Raw genomic sequence first — 14,975 nt, 5'->3', positions numbered from 1 at the left:
CACCTGCACGTTTTTCACCGATCTTTTGCGTCGTGAACTATCCTGGCCGACGTGCCGGAAGACCTCGACGCCACCGACCACGAGATCCTCGCCCTGCTCCGCGAGGACGCCCGCCGGACCCTGTCCGACATCGCGGGCCGCGTCACGCTGTCCACGGCGGCGGTGAAGCGGCGGATCGACCGGCTCACCCACATCGGCGTGATCACCGGGTTCACCGTGCAGATCGACCACGCCAAGCTGGGGTGGGGGATCGAGGCGTTCACCGAGCTGAGGTTCGTCGGCAACACGAAGGTCTCCGACATCCTCGACACCACGACCCGGATGCCCGAGGCGCAGGCGGTGTTCACGATCGCGGGCGACCCGGACGCGCTGGTGTGGCTGCGCGTGCGCGACATGGCGCACCTCCAGCGCACCATCGACGAGATCCGCCGACACCACCAGGTGACCGGCACCAAGACCCTCATCGCGCTCGACTCGTGGACCAGGGGCCAGGACGGCTGAGCGTCCGACACCCACCGGCACGTCCGGAGACGCACAGCGGCTGCCGGCTCGGGTGAGCCGGCAGCCGCTGTCGTCCGGGAGCTTCAGATCAGCAAGCGCCCTGGTCCTGCCACACGGCCCACGAACCCGGCGCACCGGGCTCCGCGCCGGCCGAGTACCAGGTGGACTTCCACTTGTGGCTGTTGTGCGACACCAGATCGTTCGGCACGTAGGACGCCGAAGCGCTCCACGCCGTCAGTCCGTCACACCCGCCCGGACCGCCACCGCCGGTGACGGTCAGGGTGTAGGTGGCCGAGCGCGACGAGGTGCCCGAGCCGGTCACCGTGATCGTGTACGTGCCGGCGGTCGCCGTCGCCGCGACCGACACGGTCGCCGTGGACGACGAGCCGGACTGCACGGTCGACGGGTTGAACGACACCGAAACACCGCTGGGCGCACCGGCCGACGTGAGCGCCACGTTCTGCGGCGAACCCGACGTGGTCGCGGTGTTCACCGAGAACGTGCCGGAGTTGCCGACCTCCACCGAACCCGACGATGAGCTCAGCGACAGCGAGAAGTCGTTACCGCCGCCACCACCGGTCACCGTCAGGGTGTACGTGGCCGTCTTGGTCGCCGTTCCCGCGCCCCGCACGGTGATCGGGTACGTGCCGTTGCCGACCGTCGACCCGACCGACACCGTCGCCGTGGACGACGAACCGGACTGCACGGTGGAGGGGTTGAACGACACCGACACGCCGCTGGGCGCACCGGTCGAGGAGAGCGCCACGTTCTGCGCCGCACCGGACGTGGTCTGGGTGTTGACCGTGAACGTGCCGCTGCTGCCGGACCCGATCGAACCCGAACCCGGGCTCACCGACAGAGCGAAGTCGCTCACCGGCGCGTCGCTCACGGCCTGCTTCCAGATCGTGTACGCGATGCCGTCCGCCGAACGGTCCAGCGCGGTCGGGTTGATGTTGCTCGTCGTGTCGCACGAGCTGTGGTAGCACGAGTCGTACGCGCCGCCGGCCGAGCCGCCCCACTTCTGCGCCTGCGCGTTGGTCTTGCGCGCCGACGCGCCCGTGGCGTAGCCGGAGGACGGGATGCCCGCCCGCTGGAACGACGCGTCGTCCGAGCGGCCCGCGCCCTCGACGTTCTCCTCCGGGGACAGGTTCAACGACGTCCAGTACTCCCGCAGCGGCGCGGCGGCGGCAGTGCTGATGTTGTTGATGAAGTAGCCGGCGTTCCGCGAGGCCACCATGTCGAAGTTGTAGTACGCCTTGATCGCCGACTTCTGGGCGGCGGTCAGCTGGCCCACGTAGAACCGCGACCCGTTGAGGCCCTGCTCTTCGTCGGTCCACCAGGCGAACCGCACGTGCTTGGTCATCGTGGGGTTGCGCGCGGCGAGCTGGAGCGCGTTCTCCAGCAGGGCGGCCGAACCCGAGGCGTTGTCGTTGATGCCCGGCCCGGCCGACACGCCGTCGAGGTGCGCGCCGAACATGATCGTCTGGTTGGCGTCGCCGCCGGGCCAGTCCGCGATCAGGTTGTTGGACACGTAGGTGCAGCTCGTGCACCGCTGCTCGGCCACGGTGTAGCCCGCGGCCTGGAGCTTGGCCTTCACGTACGCCACCGACTGCGTGTAGCCGCTGCTGCCCGCGCGCCGGTGCCCGCCGCCGCTCGTGGCGAAGGACTGGAACTGGGTCAGGTGGCCCTGCACGGCGGCCACGTCGATGTTCGGCGGCGCGAGCGCGGCCGTTGCCGTTGCGCCGGGCTGCTGGGCTTCGGTCGCCAGCGCGGGCCCCGCGGACGTCGTCACCCAGGCGAGGGCCGCGAGAGCGACCGCCGCACCCAGGGTTCTGTGCTTCATCCGAATGCTCCTCGTGAGGCAGGGAATTGCCCGGCCGTCCCCGCCCAGCAGGTATGGGCGGTGTGCGGTGGCCCCGACCGAACCAGCGAAGCGTCGCACCGAGAACGCCCCCGAACGAACTTTCACCGTTGACGGCAGGGGTTCACCAGCGAAACCCGTGCTCACAGGGCTCGTCGCGGCTGACCGGCTCACCTCGGGCCGTCAGCCGCAACGCCCGCCCACACCGGACATTCCGGCGATTTCACCGCCGCTGCGGGCCTGCTCCGTCGGCGACGGCGTCAAGGGCCAGGTGCCACGGGTAGGTAGCCATGACGCGGCCTCCCGTCCTCGGCGGGTGGGGCCGGAAACCGCCTTCGCCGAACAACACGGTCACCCGTGCGGCGCGCAGGGTGGCGATGCTGCGGTGCAGGACGGCGTTGGCCGCGAGCGCGGTGTTGACGAAGGGCAGCACGGCGATGGGGACGCCGAGGCCGGTGAGCTCGGCGAGCTGGGTCAGGACGTAGGTGTCCGCGATGCCCGCTGCCCACTTGTTGATCGTGTTGTAGGTGGCGGGCGCGACGATCACGGCGTCGGCACGGGGCAGGGCGGGCTGGCCCTGGCGCTGGTAGCCGGTGCGCACGGGGTGGCCGGTGAGGTGTTCGAGCGCGGCGAGGTCGAGGAAGTGCTCGACGGCGGCGGGCGTGGCCACGCAGTGCACCGACCAGCCGCGCTCCTGGGCGAGTCGCACCGGGACGTCGATGTGATCGGCCGGTCCGGCACCGCAGACCATCAGGTACAGCACGCGCTCGGTCTTGTGTTCGGTCATGCGTTCGGTCATGCGGGGACTCCGGCCCGCTGAGCCATCTGACGGACCCGGCGGGCGGGCTCACCCGTGGTGGCGGACAACAGGGTGCGCAGCAGGCTGTGCCCGAGGGGCCGGCACCGGACTTCCTGCGGGGCAACACGTTCCGCGTGGGCGAGCGTGCGGACGGCTTCGGCGAACCTGCCGGTGCGCGCGTTGGCCCGGCTCAGGTCCAGCAGGTAGTTCGCCCGGCGCTCCGGAGGCAGCGCGCCGACCGCACCGGCCGGGATGGTGGCCGCGAAGTGCAGTGCCGCTTCGGCTTCATGAAGACGGACCAAGGCTGAGACGCGGTGGATGGCCACGTTGGTCCGGCCGAAGTGGGTGTGGTGGTCGTCGTAGTGGGGTTCCACGTGCTCGGCGGCCTGCGAGGCTTCCTCGTGCATGGCCAGGGCCAGTGCGCCGTCCGCCTGCTCGGCTGCGGAGATCGCGGCGGCGAGGTAGAGCATCCCGTAGGGGGCGAGCAGGGTGGTGGGGTCGTGGGGAACCTCGGCACGCATCCGGTCGGTCATGCCCACCAGTGCGTCGATGGCTTCGGTGCGCTGCCTGGCGGCGGTCATGGCGCGGGCGACGCTGCGGGTGGCGCGGGCCTGGGACCAGGTGTCGTCCACCTCCAGCGCCGCGTACATCGCGCGGTCGGCGGCCAGCCACGCCAGGTCGTGGCTCTCGAATTTGAGCAGCATCGAGGAGGCGAGGCGGTACGACGTGACGAGGATGCGGTGAGCGTCCACCTGATCGGCGGGGGAGGCGGTGAGAGCGGCGGTCTGGGCGGCGTCCAGCAGTGTGGGGAGGTGCTGGGCGATGGTCGTGAAGTGCGACGACGTCCAGGCGTGGTCCAGGTACTCGGCGCGACGCGCGAGCAGCGCCACCTCAGGCGGCTCGTGTGCGACTGGGCCCAAGCCCGGATAGCGTCCGAGAGCGGCGCGGATGACCGCGACCTCTTGGGCGTCCACGCAGCCCGCTGCCCTGGCTGCCTCAGGCGCGTCGATGAGGACGGCGGGGTCGAGTGCCAGAGCCTCGGCGACGAGTTCGATGGTGGGGATGCGGACCAGACTGCGTTCGCCGGACTCGACCTTGTCCAGCCACGACGTGGAACGGCCGACCATGTCGGCAAACTGCTTGCGACCCAGGTTGCGCCGAAGACGCCAATACCGGACCCGTTTGCCGATCCCGCCGTAGGCGTCCGACATCCGACTCCTTCCGCAGGTCGACGGTGGTGTCTGCACCAGGCGGCCGGTCACGCCGACGAGCACTCGGTACTTCCACTGGAGTCAAGCACGCCCTGGTGCTCGTCACCGCTCGACCATTTGGCTAATTCAGCAGTCCCGTCAGCACCAGCTCCAGGCGTGCCCGGTGGTGGTCGGGGCGGAGGCGGTGGCCGGCGGTGAGGGTGGCCAGGCCGTGCAGGGCGCTCCAGAACACCTCCACCAGCGTTTCCGGATCCCGCTGTCCGGCAACGGGTGTCACCGCCGCCATGAACTCGCCGAACGCCGCCCGCAGCTCGTCCGGAGTCTCCGACGTCCCGAACGGCACCTCCACCCGCTGCACGAACATCGCGTCGTACAGCGCCGGCCGCTCGGCGGCGAAGTCGAGGTACGCCTCGGCCACCGCGCGCAACGCCGCCGCACCCTCCACCCCGCTCCGAGCACCGCGCAACAACCCTGCCAGCACACCGAAACCGTCCACCGCGACCGCGCGCACGATCGCGTCCTTGCCCTTGAAGTGGCTGTACAGCACGGGCTGGCTGTACTCCACCCGTTCAGCGAGCCGGCGCGTGGTCACCGCCTCCCACCCCTCGGCCTCGGCCAGGTCGCGTGCCGAGTCGATGATCAGCCGGTGGCGGTCGGCGCGTTCGCGCTCGCGGCGCTCGTGGATGGGCACACCGCACCCTAGCACTGCTAGACAAAAGCACAGAGCTAGATCTAGTGTCGCTCCATAACCTAGCAACGCTAGAATCTGGAGTGATGATGGCCCTCAAGCGCGTGAACACCGTCCTGGCCGCACTGGTCGTGGTGGCGGGCCTGTACTTCGGCCTCAGCTTCCTGCTCGACGGCAACGGCGCGGCCTCGGGCTTCGGCATCACGCCCTGGCCGCAGGGCGAAGGCACCGGCTACTTCGTCGTCAAAGGCGTCCGCGACCTCGCCTACGGCCTGACCGCCCTGGTCCTGCTGTTGCTCGGACACCGCCGCGCCCTGGGCTGGGTGGTCCTCGTGGACGCGATCATTCCCATGGGCGACTGCCTCGCCGTCCTCACCCACGGCGGAACCGCGGGCTACGCCCTGGCCGTGCACGGTTCCGCCGCCGCTCTGGTGCTGCTGGTCGGTGCGTCGCTGCTGGTCGAGTCCTACCGCCCTCAGGCCAGCTCGACCGCCACCGGCACGGCGCTGCCCAGCGTGTGACCGACGGGGGAGGAGCCGACCACCTTGGCGTGCAACGCTTCCAGCTCCTCGCGCGGCGCGTCCGACTCGATCCGCACCGTGGCCGTGATCGAGTCGAACCCCGCGTGCCCCTCCCGCAACCCGAGGAACACGTGCAGGTCGACGTCCCCCTTCACGTCCACGGTCAGCCGGTCGACGGCGATCCCGGCCACCGTGGCGTTCGCCGCGTACCCGACCGCCAGGCAGTTGCCCAGCGCGCCGAGGAGCTGCTCGACCGGGTTGGGCGCGCTGTCGCCGCCACCCAGCCCGGTGGGCTCGTCCGACGGCGTCGGGTCGAAGCCCCGGACCTTGGCCCGGGACCGGAAACCGCCCTGCCACGTCACGTGCGCGGCCCACGTGGTGCGGGCCTTCGCGGCGTCCTCCTGCACGGCGGCGACGAGAGCGCCCACCGCCTGGATGTCGACCTCGTTCAGCTGCGTCTCGACGGTCATCCGATACCTCCGGTCGGGGACGTGGCCCTGGAACGATCGGGCGGCGAGGTCGCGGGTGACCGCGCCGCCGGTGGACGTCCCGCAGTCTGCGGCGGGTCCGCAGCCGACCGACAGCGCCCGCCACGTGGTGGGACAGCCGGGAAATCACGGGAATAACCCGTGCGGCCCATGATCCGGACGCAACCGGCCCAGACCGTGAACGCCGTCCGCGCCTCCGCAGCCGCCCGCGAATCGCCCCTGTAGTGCACGACCTCGCGCGCGGGGCGTGCCGCTGCGCCGCTCTGACATGATCGTCGGCGTGCGACCGCCCGCACCGCACCGGGCGTCCCGTCGACCAGTTCGCCGACCCGAGCAAGGAGACCGGCCATGGACCTCCGCCCCACTCCCGAACTCGACACCATCGTGCTCGTCCACGGGCTGTGGATGACGTCGCTGAGCTGGGAGAACTGGATCAAGCACTACGAGGGGCTCGGTTTCACCACGGTGGCCCCGACGTGGCCGGGCTTCTCCGACGACATCGCGGCGCTGCGCCGCGACCCGAGCGCCATGGAGGGCTTGGGCTTCAGCGAGGTCGTGGACCACTACGAGCGGATCATCCGGGCGCTGCCCAAGCCGCCGCTGATCATCGGTCACTCGTTCGGCGGTGGCGTCGCACAGGTCCTGCTGGATCGTGGGCTGGGTGCAGCCGGCGTGGCCGTGAACTCGGGCCCGGTCAAGGGTGTGTACGGGCTGCCGCTGAGCGCCTTGAGGTCGGTGATCCCGGTGCTGGCCAACCCTCTCAACGTCAAGAAGGCCGTACCGCTCACGCCGCGCCAGTTCCACTACGCGATCACCAACGAACTGGACGAGCGCGCGTCGCGCGAGGTCTACGACCGCTACCACGTGCCGGGCGCGGCACGGGTGCTGTTCCAGGGCGCGCTGGCGAACTTCCGGCCCGGCGGCCCGACCAAGGTCGACTTCCACAAGCGCGACCGCGCGCCGTTGTTGCTCATCGCAGGCGGTGCCGACCACATCGTGCCGGCGTCGATGAACCGCGAGAACTACCGGCGCTACCGCAGCGGACGCGTCGACTACCGCGAGTTCCCGGGCCGCACGCACCACACCGTGGGCCAGAAGGGCTGGGAAGAGGTCGCCACCTACGCCCTGAAGTGGGCGCTGGACGTCACCCGCAAGGCGTGACGGAAAATCGGCCGGCTCGACGGGCCGCGTCAGGGAAGGATGCGGTCCCGTGAGCCTGCACAGCGGTCAGTTCCACGACGTCGTCATCACCGCCGACCGAGTTCTCCGCTACCCCAGAACCACCGCCGCCGCAGCCGAGCTGCCGAAACGAGCCGCCCTCCTGGAGCGGTTGGCTGCACTGAACCTGGGCACGGCAACCCCACACCCCCTGTCCGAGATCCGCCCCGCCCCACTCGGCGAACTGCACCTGGTCCTCAGCCGCATACCCGGTGCACCCCTCACCCGTGCCGACGTCGAAGCCGAAACCGACGTGGTGGCCCGGGAACTCGCTCGCGTGCTGCACGCAATGTCCAAAGTGGACAAGGTGGATGGTGTTCCGGAAGCCGACCCGCGCCGTTGGTCCGAGTTCGCCGAAGGGGTGCGCTCCGCCCTGTTCCCGCTGATGTCCGACGCGGGACGCGAACGCGCAGAACGCGAACTGGCCGCTGTCCTCGCGCTGGACCACGTGGCGACCGGCCTGGTCCACGGCGACCTGGGCGGCGAGAACGTCCTCTGGGTCGACGGCCCGAGGCTGTCCGGCATCGTGGACTGGGACGAGGCCACGATCGGCGACCCGGCCGAAGACCTGGCCGCCCTCACCGCGAGCTACGGCGCACCCCTGGTCACCCGGATCGCCACCCACCTCGGCGAACCCGCACCACAGCACCGGATCGCCGCCTACCGGGGCACGTTCGCCCTGCAACAGGCCCTCGCCGGTGCCCTGGACGGCGACGACGACGAACGGGACGACGGCCTGACCGAGTACCGCTGATCCGCCGACTGCTGATCCGCCGATCGGCTGCCCCCAGGTCGGTGGCGGCCGATCGGGTGGTGCCGGAAACCGGTCGCCCCCACCTCGGATCATCCACTAGAACCAGTGGCGTGGAATGCCACGTGGCACGGGATACGACGACCTGCGCGCGCTGACCAACGACACCGTGGGCAGGCGGTCCTCGACTTCCGCGACCGCGCGTTGATCGGCGGCGGCTGGCAACCGGACGGTGGTGCGAGCTTGAAGACCTACTTCGTGGGCTGTTGCGTGCTGGCCTTCCCCAACGTCTACCGCAAGTGGCAGAAGGAACAGGCGTGGCGGCAGCAGCTCACCGGCGAGATCGAGGTCCTGGACAGGCTGCGACTCGACCACCGCGACCCGGCCGACCTGGCGGTGCGGCGGCTGCGGCGGTGGGAGGGCTTCGACGCCATCCCGGACGACCGGACCAAGCGTGCGGTGCTGTTGCAGGAGGTCGGGCACCGGGTGGACGAGATCGCCGAACTGCTCGGCGAGACGAGCCGGGACGTGGTGCGCGGCCTCCTGCAACGCCAGCGCCGCCGATGGCGCGACGGTTCGAGGTGAGCACGGCCCGATCAGGAACCCAGCTTCACGATCTGCGCCGCCACGACCGCCGGGCTCTCCAGCGGCAGCATGTGCCCGGCGTCGTCCACCACCACTGCCTCCCCGCCGACCGCCTCGGCCAACGTGTGCGCGTTCGACTCGGGGCACAGCCGGTCCTCGTCGCCGACGATCGCCACCACCGGCCGTTCCGCCGCCACGGTGAGCGCGGCCTCCCGGTCGTACCGGTCCACGGCGGGCCGGAACAGGGCGATCGTCTCCGGCCAGTGCGCCCACACCATGTCGGCGGTCAGCTCGACGTCCTCGGGACGCGGCTCGTCACCGAACAACCACCACCGCAGGCCGGCGGTCTTGGCGGGCTCGATCTTCTCCCGGATGGTGCGCACCAGGGGCCCGAACGCCCGCTCCAGCTCGCGCACCAGCTTGCCCAGCGCTTTCGGCCACGCCAGCGCCGTCTCCGCGAGCCCGGTGGCCGCCGTGGACACGAACACCACGCCCGCCACGCGCTGCCGGTAGAGCCGGGGACGCCGTTCGGCCATCGCCATCGCCGCCATCCCGCCCATCGAGTGCCCGGCGATGACGACCCGGCCCTCGGGCACCAGCTTCTCGATCAGCTCGCCCAAGTCGTCGCCGAGCTGCTCGATGGTCGCGGTCTCCGCGGTGGCCGCGCCGGACCCGCCGTGCCCCCGGTGGTCGTAGCGGATGACCTGCACGGACTCCGGCAGCGCGGCCACCACCCGGTGCCAGCTCCGCAGGTCCAGCGCGTACCCGTGCGCGAGCACCACGGTGAGCCCGCCGACCGCACCGCTGCGCTCCACGTTCAGCTCGGTCCCGTCCTCCAACCGCAACCGCTCCGCCATGGCGATGCCCCTTCCGTCGTCGGACCTCATCCCTCCAACGACCGGGCGAACCGGACGTCACGGTTCCGGAATTGCGACGGACCGGATCGACCGTCCACTCGCTCCGGGTCGGCGGAGGCGTTCCCAGGGCTGGTCGAACGCCAAGCACGGGCACAGCGGCCGGCCGTGGTGGCCCATCTCAACCGTGCGCTGCGTCCCCTCGCGGGAGGTCTACCGACCGGGTGGGACGCCTCGGCGCAGGCGTCCCACCCCGTCGTTCACGAGTTGCGCAGGAAGCGGTCCAGTACGCGGACGCCGAACTGGAGGGCGTCGACCGGGACGCGTTCGTTCACGCCGTGGAACAGGCCCGAGAAGTCCAGGTCCGCCGGGAGCTTCAGCGGCGCGAAGCCGAAGTTGCGGATGCCGAGCTGCTGGAACGACTTCGCGTCCGTCCCCCCGGACAGCATGTACGGCAGCACCTTCGCGCCAGGGTCCTCCGCAATGATCGACGCCGTCATCGCGTCCACCAGGGCCCCGTCGAACGTGGTCTCCACGGGCGGCAGACCCAGCCACTCGCGTTCCACGTCCGGGCCGAGCAGTTCGGCCAGTTCGCGGTCGAACGCCTCCTCGCGCCCGGGCAGGATGCGGCAGTCCACGGTCGCTTCGGCGGTCGACGGGATGACGTTGGCCTTGTAGCCGGCCGACAGCATCGTCGGGTTGGCGGTGTCGCGGATGGTCGCGCCGATCATCCGGGACAGCGCGCCGAGCTTGCCGATCGAGCCGTCGAGGTCGTCCTCGGGGAACTCCAGGCCGGTGATCTCGGAGACGCCCGCCAGGAACTCCCGCACCGACGGCGTCAGCACGACCGGGAAGCGGTGCTGGCCGAGCTTGGTCACGGCGGCGGCGAGCTTCGCCACGGCGTTGTCGTTGTGGATCATCGAGCCGTGCCCGGCGGTGCCGCGCACGCGCAGCTTGAGCCAGCGGATGCCCTTCTCGGCGGTCTCCACCAGGTACGCGCGCACGTCGTCCTTCAGCGTGATCGAGAAGCCGCCGACCTCGCTGATCGCCTCGGTGACGCCCTCGAACAGCTCCGGTCGGTTGTCCACGAGCCACTTGGCCCCGTACACGCCGCCGGCTTCCTCGTCGGCCAGGAACGCGAACACGATGTCCCGGGGCGGCACCACCCCGTCGCGCTTGAAGTGCCGCGCGACGGCGAGGGACATCGCCACCATGTCCTTCATGTCGACGGCCCCGCGCCCCCAGACGTAACCGTCCTGGACGGCCCCGGAGAACGGGTGCACCGACCACTCCGACGCGTCGGCCGGCACGACGTCCAGGTGCCCGTGCACGAGCAGCGCGCCGCGTGACGGGTCGGCACCGGCCAGCCGGGCGATCACGTTGCCGCGCCCCTTCGCACCGGACTCGACGTAGGTCGTCTCGTAGCCGACCTCGGACAGCTTCTCGGCCACCCACTCGGCGGCGGCGCGTTCCCCGACCAGCGTGTCGGGGTCGCCGGTGTTGGTCGTGTCGATCCTGATCAGCTCGCTGGCGAGGCTGACGACCTCGTCCTGCGCCACCCGCAGGCCCTGTTCCACGTTGCTCACCCGGCCTTCCTACCACCCCGCCGGTGACTCCGAACGGACCAGGCCACGTGCTGGGACCACGGCCCGCCGGGGTCAAAGGTCAAAATCGGGCGTGAACCGGTGCCGCCGGGCAGCCGTAGTCCCGTGGAACGCCCCCGACCCGAGGGACACCCCATGACCCCGACGACCCCACCCACGCGCCTGATCTCGTGGCTGGGCACGGCCGCCCTGGCGCTCGGCCTGTGGGAGATCGCCGCCCCGATCGCGCTGGGCCACGACTTCGGCGGCGCCCGCGCGCTGCCCGCCGCGTTCACCGGCGGCACGGTGCTGGTGGTGGTCTCGCTGGTACCGGCGATGACCCCGTTGCACGCGCGCTGGACGGCTCCGCTGGTCACTGCCGCCGGCGGCTGGATCGTCGCCGGGCCGTGGCTGGCCGGCCGCACGAACCTGGTCTTCCTGGTCAACGACCTGGCGGTGGGCGGGGCGGCGGTCCTGGTCGGCCTGCTGCTGTCCACGCTGACACGTCCCCGCGTCGTCGTCTGACCCCACTCGCGGCCACCACCAACGCTGCGGAACCCCGCTGTCACCTTGAGTGACGGCAGGCAACACTCGGACGCGATCCTGGTTGGTCATATAAGATCCTGGTCGTGCATACAGAACCCGACGCGGCGGGGTCCTTCATCGAGCAGGCACGGCGGGCGCAGATCGTGCAGTCCACGATCGAGGTGCTGGCCGAGCAGGGCTACGGCGCGGCCTCGTTCGCGCGCATCGCGCAGCGCGCGTCGATCAGCCCCGGGCTGATCACCTACCACTTCCAGACCAAAGACGCCCTGATATCCGCCGTGCTGGCCACCGTCGAGGGCCGCCTCGACGCCGCGATGGCGAACCCGGAGGGCGAGGAGCCGGAGAGCTACCCGGCTGCGCTGGAGGGGATGTTGCGGCGCTTCGCCGAGCACTGCCGGACGCACGGCGGCGAGATCAGCGCCATGACCGCCATCCGCCGCGAGGTGCAGGGCGAGGCGGTGCGCCAGGCGGTCGCCCGGACCGACCGGCGGGGGTCGGCGGAACTCGTCGCCTTCATCCGGGAAGGCCAGGAGCACGGCCAGTTCCGCGCGGTCGACCCGGCCCTGTACGCGACGGTCCTGATGTCCGCGATGGGAGAGTTCCCCCGCTTCCGGGCCGACGACGTGGAGGAGCAGCGCCGGGTCGCGGCCGACTGGGTCTCGCTGTTCGTCAACGCCATCTCGACCACCGCCGGACCCGGTGAGGACACCGACCCGGCCGACCCCACGTGGAGCGCACCCTGATGGACAACGCCACCGAACGCACGGCCATCCGCCAACCGGCGGGCGCGCACGTCTTCCTGTGGACCGCCTTCCCCGCCGGCGGTGCCCTGCTCGGCTACGTCCTGGCCCGCTTACCGCGCTGGATCACGGCGCTGCCCTGGTTCCCCAACCAGCAGAACATCGCCGAACTGGCCGAGGTGGTCGGGGTGAAGACCACCGCGGCGCTGGTGGTCGTCGGCGTGCTGGTCGGCGGCTTCGCCGCGCTGGTGCTCCAGCACCACTTCGTCACGGTCGCGGTCGACGAGCGGACGGTCGCGGTGCAGCGCGGCGACGGCACGACGTTGTTCGAGGGCACCGACGTGGTCGCCGCGTTCGTGGACGGCGTGCACCTGGTGCTGCTGGGTCCGGACGGCGCGGAACTGGCCAGGGAGAAGACCGACCTCGCGCCCGACCGGCTGCGAGCGGCATTCGAGGGCCACGGCCGCGTCTGGTACGAGCGCGACCCGCACGGCGAGGAGTTCACGCGCTGGATCGACGGGTCGTCGGACCTGTCCCAGGACGCGCACGCGATCCTGCGCGCCCGCCAGGCCGCGATCGAGGCCGGCGACGCCGACGACCTCCGCGAGCTGCGCGGGGAACTGGCCCGGCACGGCGTCTTCGTCCGCGAGCAGGGCACCCGTCAGCACTGGCGCGCGGCCCGCTGACGCCGAGCGCGTCGGCGCAAAGCCTTACCGCACAACGACCACACACCGGCCTGAGTCGGTTCGTCAGTCGGAGGAGACCAGACGCCAGTACTGGCGTTCCTTCCGGTCGCGGACGACCACACCGAGGCGCGCGAGTTCCGCACGCAGCTCGCGCGCGTCCTTCATCGACTTGTCCTTGCCGCGCAACGCCCGGTCACGGGCCTTGAGCAGCGCGTCGGCACCGATCGGCAGGCCCGGCGTGCCCGGCACCCAGCGCCGGAACGCGTCGTGGTGCGGGTCCGCGTCCAGCCAGCGGAAACCCTGCCCCCGGAACGCCTCGGCCAGCTCGACCGGGCGCAGGTCGGACTGCTCGCGGGCCAACTCCTCCTGCCGGTGCCCGAGCAGGACGAGCTGCTTGCCGTCGAGGAATACCGCGTCGACCCGCTCGGCCGGCACGGCGGTGGTGTCCTCGCCCCGGTCGAGCACGACCTCGTGCCGGTCCACCGACACCGACAGGCTCTCGTGCTTGCCGATCACCGCGAGCACGAGCCCGGCGACCGCGCCGAGGGCGATGGCGCCGACCGTGCCCCACGGTTCGGGCACCGAGTCGACCAGCCGCAGCGGCCCCTCGAACGGCACCCACGGCAGCGTCAGCAGCAGGCCGGCGAGCAGCTTCACCGCGTACACGGCCGCCGCGCCGAGCACCGGGAACCCGAACCACATCACCGCGCTCAGCCACGGCGGGTCGACGACGGTGACGCCGCTCGGTCGATTCACGTGCCCCAACCCCCTGTTGCCGGACTCCGGCGGACAGCGTATCCGCTGCGCGCGACCACTCCTGCGCCCAGTGCCGTGCATCCGCCAAGTCGTCAGGTGATCTGCCCAGGGGAGACGGCGGCGGCTCCTCATCCGCCACCGCGACCCTGCTCGCGCCGAACACCCCGCACCCCAGGGCCGGCACCCCGACGAGCGCGACCGACCGCAACCGCACACCAGTCATCACGAAGCCTCCCAACCGATCCGGTGGCACCTCTCCTGGCAGCCACCGCACCAGGCTCCGCGCAGACCGTTGGCCGAACGCCAACCACGCGCTGCGGCCGAACACGCGGGCCCGGAGCTTCCCGCCGCGACCCCGATCCGCGGCGGGAAGCTCCGGGCCCGCAACCCCGTCACGCCACACTGCGCAGGTGCGCCACCCCCTCGGCCCTCCGCTCCTCACGCCGGCGCAGCCCGCGACGCGTGAACCTGATCAACACCGCGCCGACGACCGCCGCCGCGCATCCACCGAGAATCCTGAGCCGCATGGGCGACCTCCTCCTGATCGGGAACCGGGTGAGCACACCGGGGAGTGGACAGTCGCGTGTGGACGATCAACAGCGCCAGGCACAGCACGGTGACGCCACCCGCCACGATCCGGGCCGTGTACCCGACCCCGACGAGCGGCCCCAACGCGTTGACCGCACCGCTCGCCCCCAGGACCGCCCACAGCAGCAACGGGACCCCGATCCCGCCACCGCGAACGCGCTGCACCACTGCCCGGTTGCTCATGACCCAAACCTAGGAAAACCCCGCCGCCGCGACGATCCCGCAGACGACCGGACGGGGGTGAGGCAGGCCCTACCCGCCACCGCCCCGCGAACCCCACCGCACACCCCGGGACGGCGCTGGATGGCAGACCCGGCGGGGCCGCCCTACGCTGGCCGCATGACGGACTCGGAGATCCACGAGCGCATCAGCAGCCTGGTTGCCGAGGAGCACGAACTGCGCCAACGGGTGACGGCCGGCGACCTCGACCCGCAGCAGGAGCAGGCCAGGCTGCGCGAACTGGAAGTCACCCTCGACCAGTGCTGGGACCTGCTGCGCCAGCGCCGCGCCCGGTCCGACGCCGGCCAGGACCCCGACGACGCGCACCTCCGCCCGCCCGGCGAGGTCGAGGGCTACCGCCAGTAGTCACGCACCCGGGA

18 protein-coding genes are annotated in these 14,975 nt (G+C 71.3%); 9 read left to right on the top strand and 9 right to left on the bottom strand.

Going from position 1 to position 14,975, the window contains the following annotated elements; all coding sequences use genetic code 11:
- The first annotated feature begins 51 nt into the window (after positions 1–51).
- Positions 52–501: an Lrp/AsnC family transcriptional regulator gene (locus AB0I60_RS03140; protein ID WP_360725533.1), complete on the top strand. Its 450-nt coding sequence runs from the start codon at positions 52–54 to the stop codon at positions 499–501.
- 88 nt (positions 502–589) lie between these two features.
- Here the strand turns inward: AB0I60_RS03140 and AB0I60_RS03135 are convergent, their stop codons facing one another.
- From AB0I60_RS03135 to AB0I60_RS03120, 4 genes are all read right to left on the bottom strand, one after another.
- On the bottom strand, positions 590–2,344 hold the full coding sequence (locus AB0I60_RS03135) for a M28 family peptidase (protein ID WP_360725532.1): 1,755 nt from the start codon (positions 2,342–2,344) through the stop codon (positions 590–592).
- A gap of 241 nt (positions 2,345–2,585) precedes the next feature.
- Positions 2,586–3,149, bottom strand: a complete 564-nt coding sequence (locus AB0I60_RS03130) for a flavoprotein (protein WP_360725531.1) — start codon at positions 3,147–3,149, stop codon at positions 2,586–2,588.
- An 8-nt stretch (positions 3,150–3,157) separates the two neighbouring features.
- A complete protein-coding gene (locus tag AB0I60_RS03125) occupies positions 3,158–4,372 on the bottom strand; it encodes a helix-turn-helix transcriptional regulator (protein ID WP_360725530.1) in 1,215 nt (404 codons plus the stop codon).
- 121 nt (positions 4,373–4,493) lie between these two features.
- Entirely contained in the window at positions 4,494–5,063 is a 570-nt protein-coding gene (locus AB0I60_RS03120; protein ID WP_360725529.1) for a TetR/AcrR family transcriptional regulator, read from the bottom strand.
- Between the two features lie 83 nt (positions 5,064–5,146).
- On the opposite strand from AB0I60_RS03120, the gene AB0I60_RS03115 reads away from it, so the two are divergent.
- Positions 5,147–5,581 carry a DUF4267 domain-containing protein gene (locus tag AB0I60_RS03115; RefSeq protein ID WP_360725528.1) on the top strand — a complete coding sequence of 145 codons (435 nt, stop codon included), beginning with the start codon at positions 5,147–5,149 and terminating at the stop codon, positions 5,579–5,581.
- Here AB0I60_RS03115 and AB0I60_RS03110 read toward each other — a convergent pair.
- Positions 5,536–6,051, bottom strand: coding sequence for an OsmC family protein (locus AB0I60_RS03110; protein ID WP_360725527.1), 516 nt, complete (start codon positions 6,049–6,051; stop codon positions 5,536–5,538). The genes AB0I60_RS03115 and AB0I60_RS03110 overlap by 46 nt on opposite strands.
- A gap of 366 nt (positions 6,052–6,417) precedes the next feature.
- Here AB0I60_RS03110 and AB0I60_RS03105 point away from each other — a divergent pair, with 366 nt between their 5' ends.
- From AB0I60_RS03105 to AB0I60_RS03095, 3 genes are all read left to right on the top strand, one after another.
- The gene (locus AB0I60_RS03105; RefSeq protein ID WP_360725526.1) at positions 6,418–7,230 is read left to right on the top strand and encodes an alpha/beta fold hydrolase; all 813 of its coding nucleotides are present in this window, start codon (positions 6,418–6,420) and stop codon (positions 7,228–7,230) included.
- 49 nt (positions 7,231–7,279) lie between these two features.
- Positions 7,280–8,041, top strand: coding sequence for an aminoglycoside phosphotransferase family protein (locus AB0I60_RS03100; protein WP_360725525.1), 762 nt, complete (start codon positions 7,280–7,282; stop codon positions 8,039–8,041).
- Between the two features lie 240 nt (positions 8,042–8,281).
- Positions 8,282–8,623 carry a hypothetical protein gene (locus tag AB0I60_RS03095; protein WP_360725524.1) on the top strand — a complete coding sequence of 114 codons (342 nt, stop codon included), beginning with the start codon at positions 8,282–8,284 and terminating at the stop codon, positions 8,621–8,623.
- Positions 8,624–8,634: 11 nt separating this feature from the next.
- Here the strand turns inward: AB0I60_RS03095 and AB0I60_RS03090 are convergent, their stop codons facing one another.
- The gene (locus tag AB0I60_RS03090; protein ID WP_360725523.1) at positions 8,635–9,480 is read right to left on the bottom strand and encodes an alpha/beta fold hydrolase; all 846 of its coding nucleotides are present in this window, start codon (positions 9,478–9,480) and stop codon (positions 8,635–8,637) included.
- 257 nt (positions 9,481–9,737) lie between these two features.
- Positions 9,738–11,054 (bottom strand): M20/M25/M40 family metallo-hydrolase, encoded by a 1,317-nt coding sequence (locus tag AB0I60_RS03085; protein ID WP_360725756.1) that lies wholly within the window; start codon positions 11,052–11,054, stop codon positions 9,738–9,740.
- A gap of 162 nt (positions 11,055–11,216) precedes the next feature.
- On the opposite strand from AB0I60_RS03085, the gene AB0I60_RS03080 reads away from it, so the two are divergent.
- From AB0I60_RS03080 to AB0I60_RS03070, 3 genes are all read left to right on the top strand, one after another.
- Positions 11,217–11,585, top strand: a complete 369-nt coding sequence (locus tag AB0I60_RS03080) for a hypothetical protein (RefSeq protein ID WP_360725522.1) — start codon at positions 11,217–11,219, stop codon at positions 11,583–11,585.
- Positions 11,586–11,689: 104 nt separating this feature from the next.
- Positions 11,690–12,349, top strand: coding sequence for a TetR/AcrR family transcriptional regulator (locus AB0I60_RS03075; RefSeq protein ID WP_360725521.1), 660 nt, complete (start codon positions 11,690–11,692; stop codon positions 12,347–12,349).
- Positions 12,334–13,032: a hypothetical protein gene (locus tag AB0I60_RS03070; RefSeq protein ID WP_360725520.1), complete on the top strand. Its 699-nt coding sequence runs from the start codon at positions 12,334–12,336 to the stop codon at positions 13,030–13,032. The genes AB0I60_RS03075 and AB0I60_RS03070 overlap by 16 nt, the downstream gene beginning before the upstream one ends.
- Positions 13,033–13,095: 63 nt before the next feature.
- Here the strand turns inward: AB0I60_RS03070 and AB0I60_RS03065 are convergent, their stop codons facing one another.
- Both AB0I60_RS03065 and AB0I60_RS03060 read right to left on the bottom strand, forming a co-directional pair.
- Entirely contained in the window at positions 13,096–13,788 is a 693-nt protein-coding gene (locus tag AB0I60_RS03065; RefSeq protein WP_360725519.1) for a hypothetical protein, read from the bottom strand.
- A gap of 438 nt (positions 13,789–14,226) precedes the next feature.
- Entirely contained in the window at positions 14,227–14,559 is a 333-nt protein-coding gene (locus AB0I60_RS03060) for a hypothetical protein (RefSeq protein ID WP_360725518.1), read from the bottom strand.
- Between the two features lie 156 nt (positions 14,560–14,715).
- Here AB0I60_RS03060 and AB0I60_RS03055 point away from each other — a divergent pair, with 156 nt between their 5' ends.
- Positions 14,716–14,961 carry a DUF2630 family protein gene (locus AB0I60_RS03055; RefSeq protein WP_360725517.1) on the top strand — a complete coding sequence of 82 codons (246 nt, stop codon included), beginning with the start codon at positions 14,716–14,718 and terminating at the stop codon, positions 14,959–14,961.
- Positions 14,962–14,975 lie beyond the last annotated feature (14 nt).

The sequence above is a fragment of the Actinosynnema sp. NPDC050436 genome (assembly GCF_040655415.1).
Lineage (GTDB): Bacteria > Actinomycetota > Actinomycetes > Mycobacteriales > Pseudonocardiaceae > Actinosynnema.
This window is presented reverse-complemented; position numbering and strand designations above follow the sequence as displayed.

Excerpts from the sequence above, each read along its gene's own strand:
- AB0I60_RS03135 (WP_360725532.1), bottom strand. The coding sequence starts at position 2,344 with ATGAAGCACAGAACCCTGGGTGCGGCGGTCGCTCTCGCGGCCCTCGCC.
- AB0I60_RS03130 (WP_360725531.1), bottom strand. The coding sequence starts at position 3,149 with ATGACCGAACACAAGACCGAGCGCGTGCTGTACCTGATGGTCTGCGGT.
- AB0I60_RS03125 (WP_360725530.1), bottom strand. The coding sequence starts at position 4,372 with ATGTCGGACGCCTACGGCGGGATCGGCAAACGGGTCCGGTATTGGCGT.
- AB0I60_RS03115 (WP_360725528.1), top strand. The coding sequence starts at position 5,147 with ATGATGGCCCTCAAGCGCGTGAACACCGTCCTGGCCGCACTGGTCGTG.
- AB0I60_RS03110 (WP_360725527.1), bottom strand. The coding sequence starts at position 6,051 with ATGACCGTCGAGACGCAGCTGAACGAGGTCGACATCCAGGCGGTGGGC.
- AB0I60_RS03105 (WP_360725526.1), top strand. The coding sequence starts at position 6,418 with ATGGACCTCCGCCCCACTCCCGAACTCGACACCATCGTGCTCGTCCAC.
- AB0I60_RS03090 (WP_360725523.1), bottom strand. The coding sequence starts at position 9,480 with ATGGCGGAGCGGTTGCGGTTGGAGGACGGGACCGAGCTGAACGTGGAG.
- AB0I60_RS03080 (WP_360725522.1), top strand. The coding sequence starts at position 11,217 with ATGACCCCGACGACCCCACCCACGCGCCTGATCTCGTGGCTGGGCACG.
- AB0I60_RS03060 (WP_360725518.1), bottom strand. The coding sequence starts at position 14,559 with ATGAGCAACCGGGCAGTGGTGCAGCGCGTTCGCGGTGGCGGGATCGGG.
- AB0I60_RS03055 (WP_360725517.1), top strand. The coding sequence starts at position 14,716 with ATGACGGACTCGGAGATCCACGAGCGCATCAGCAGCCTGGTTGCCGAG.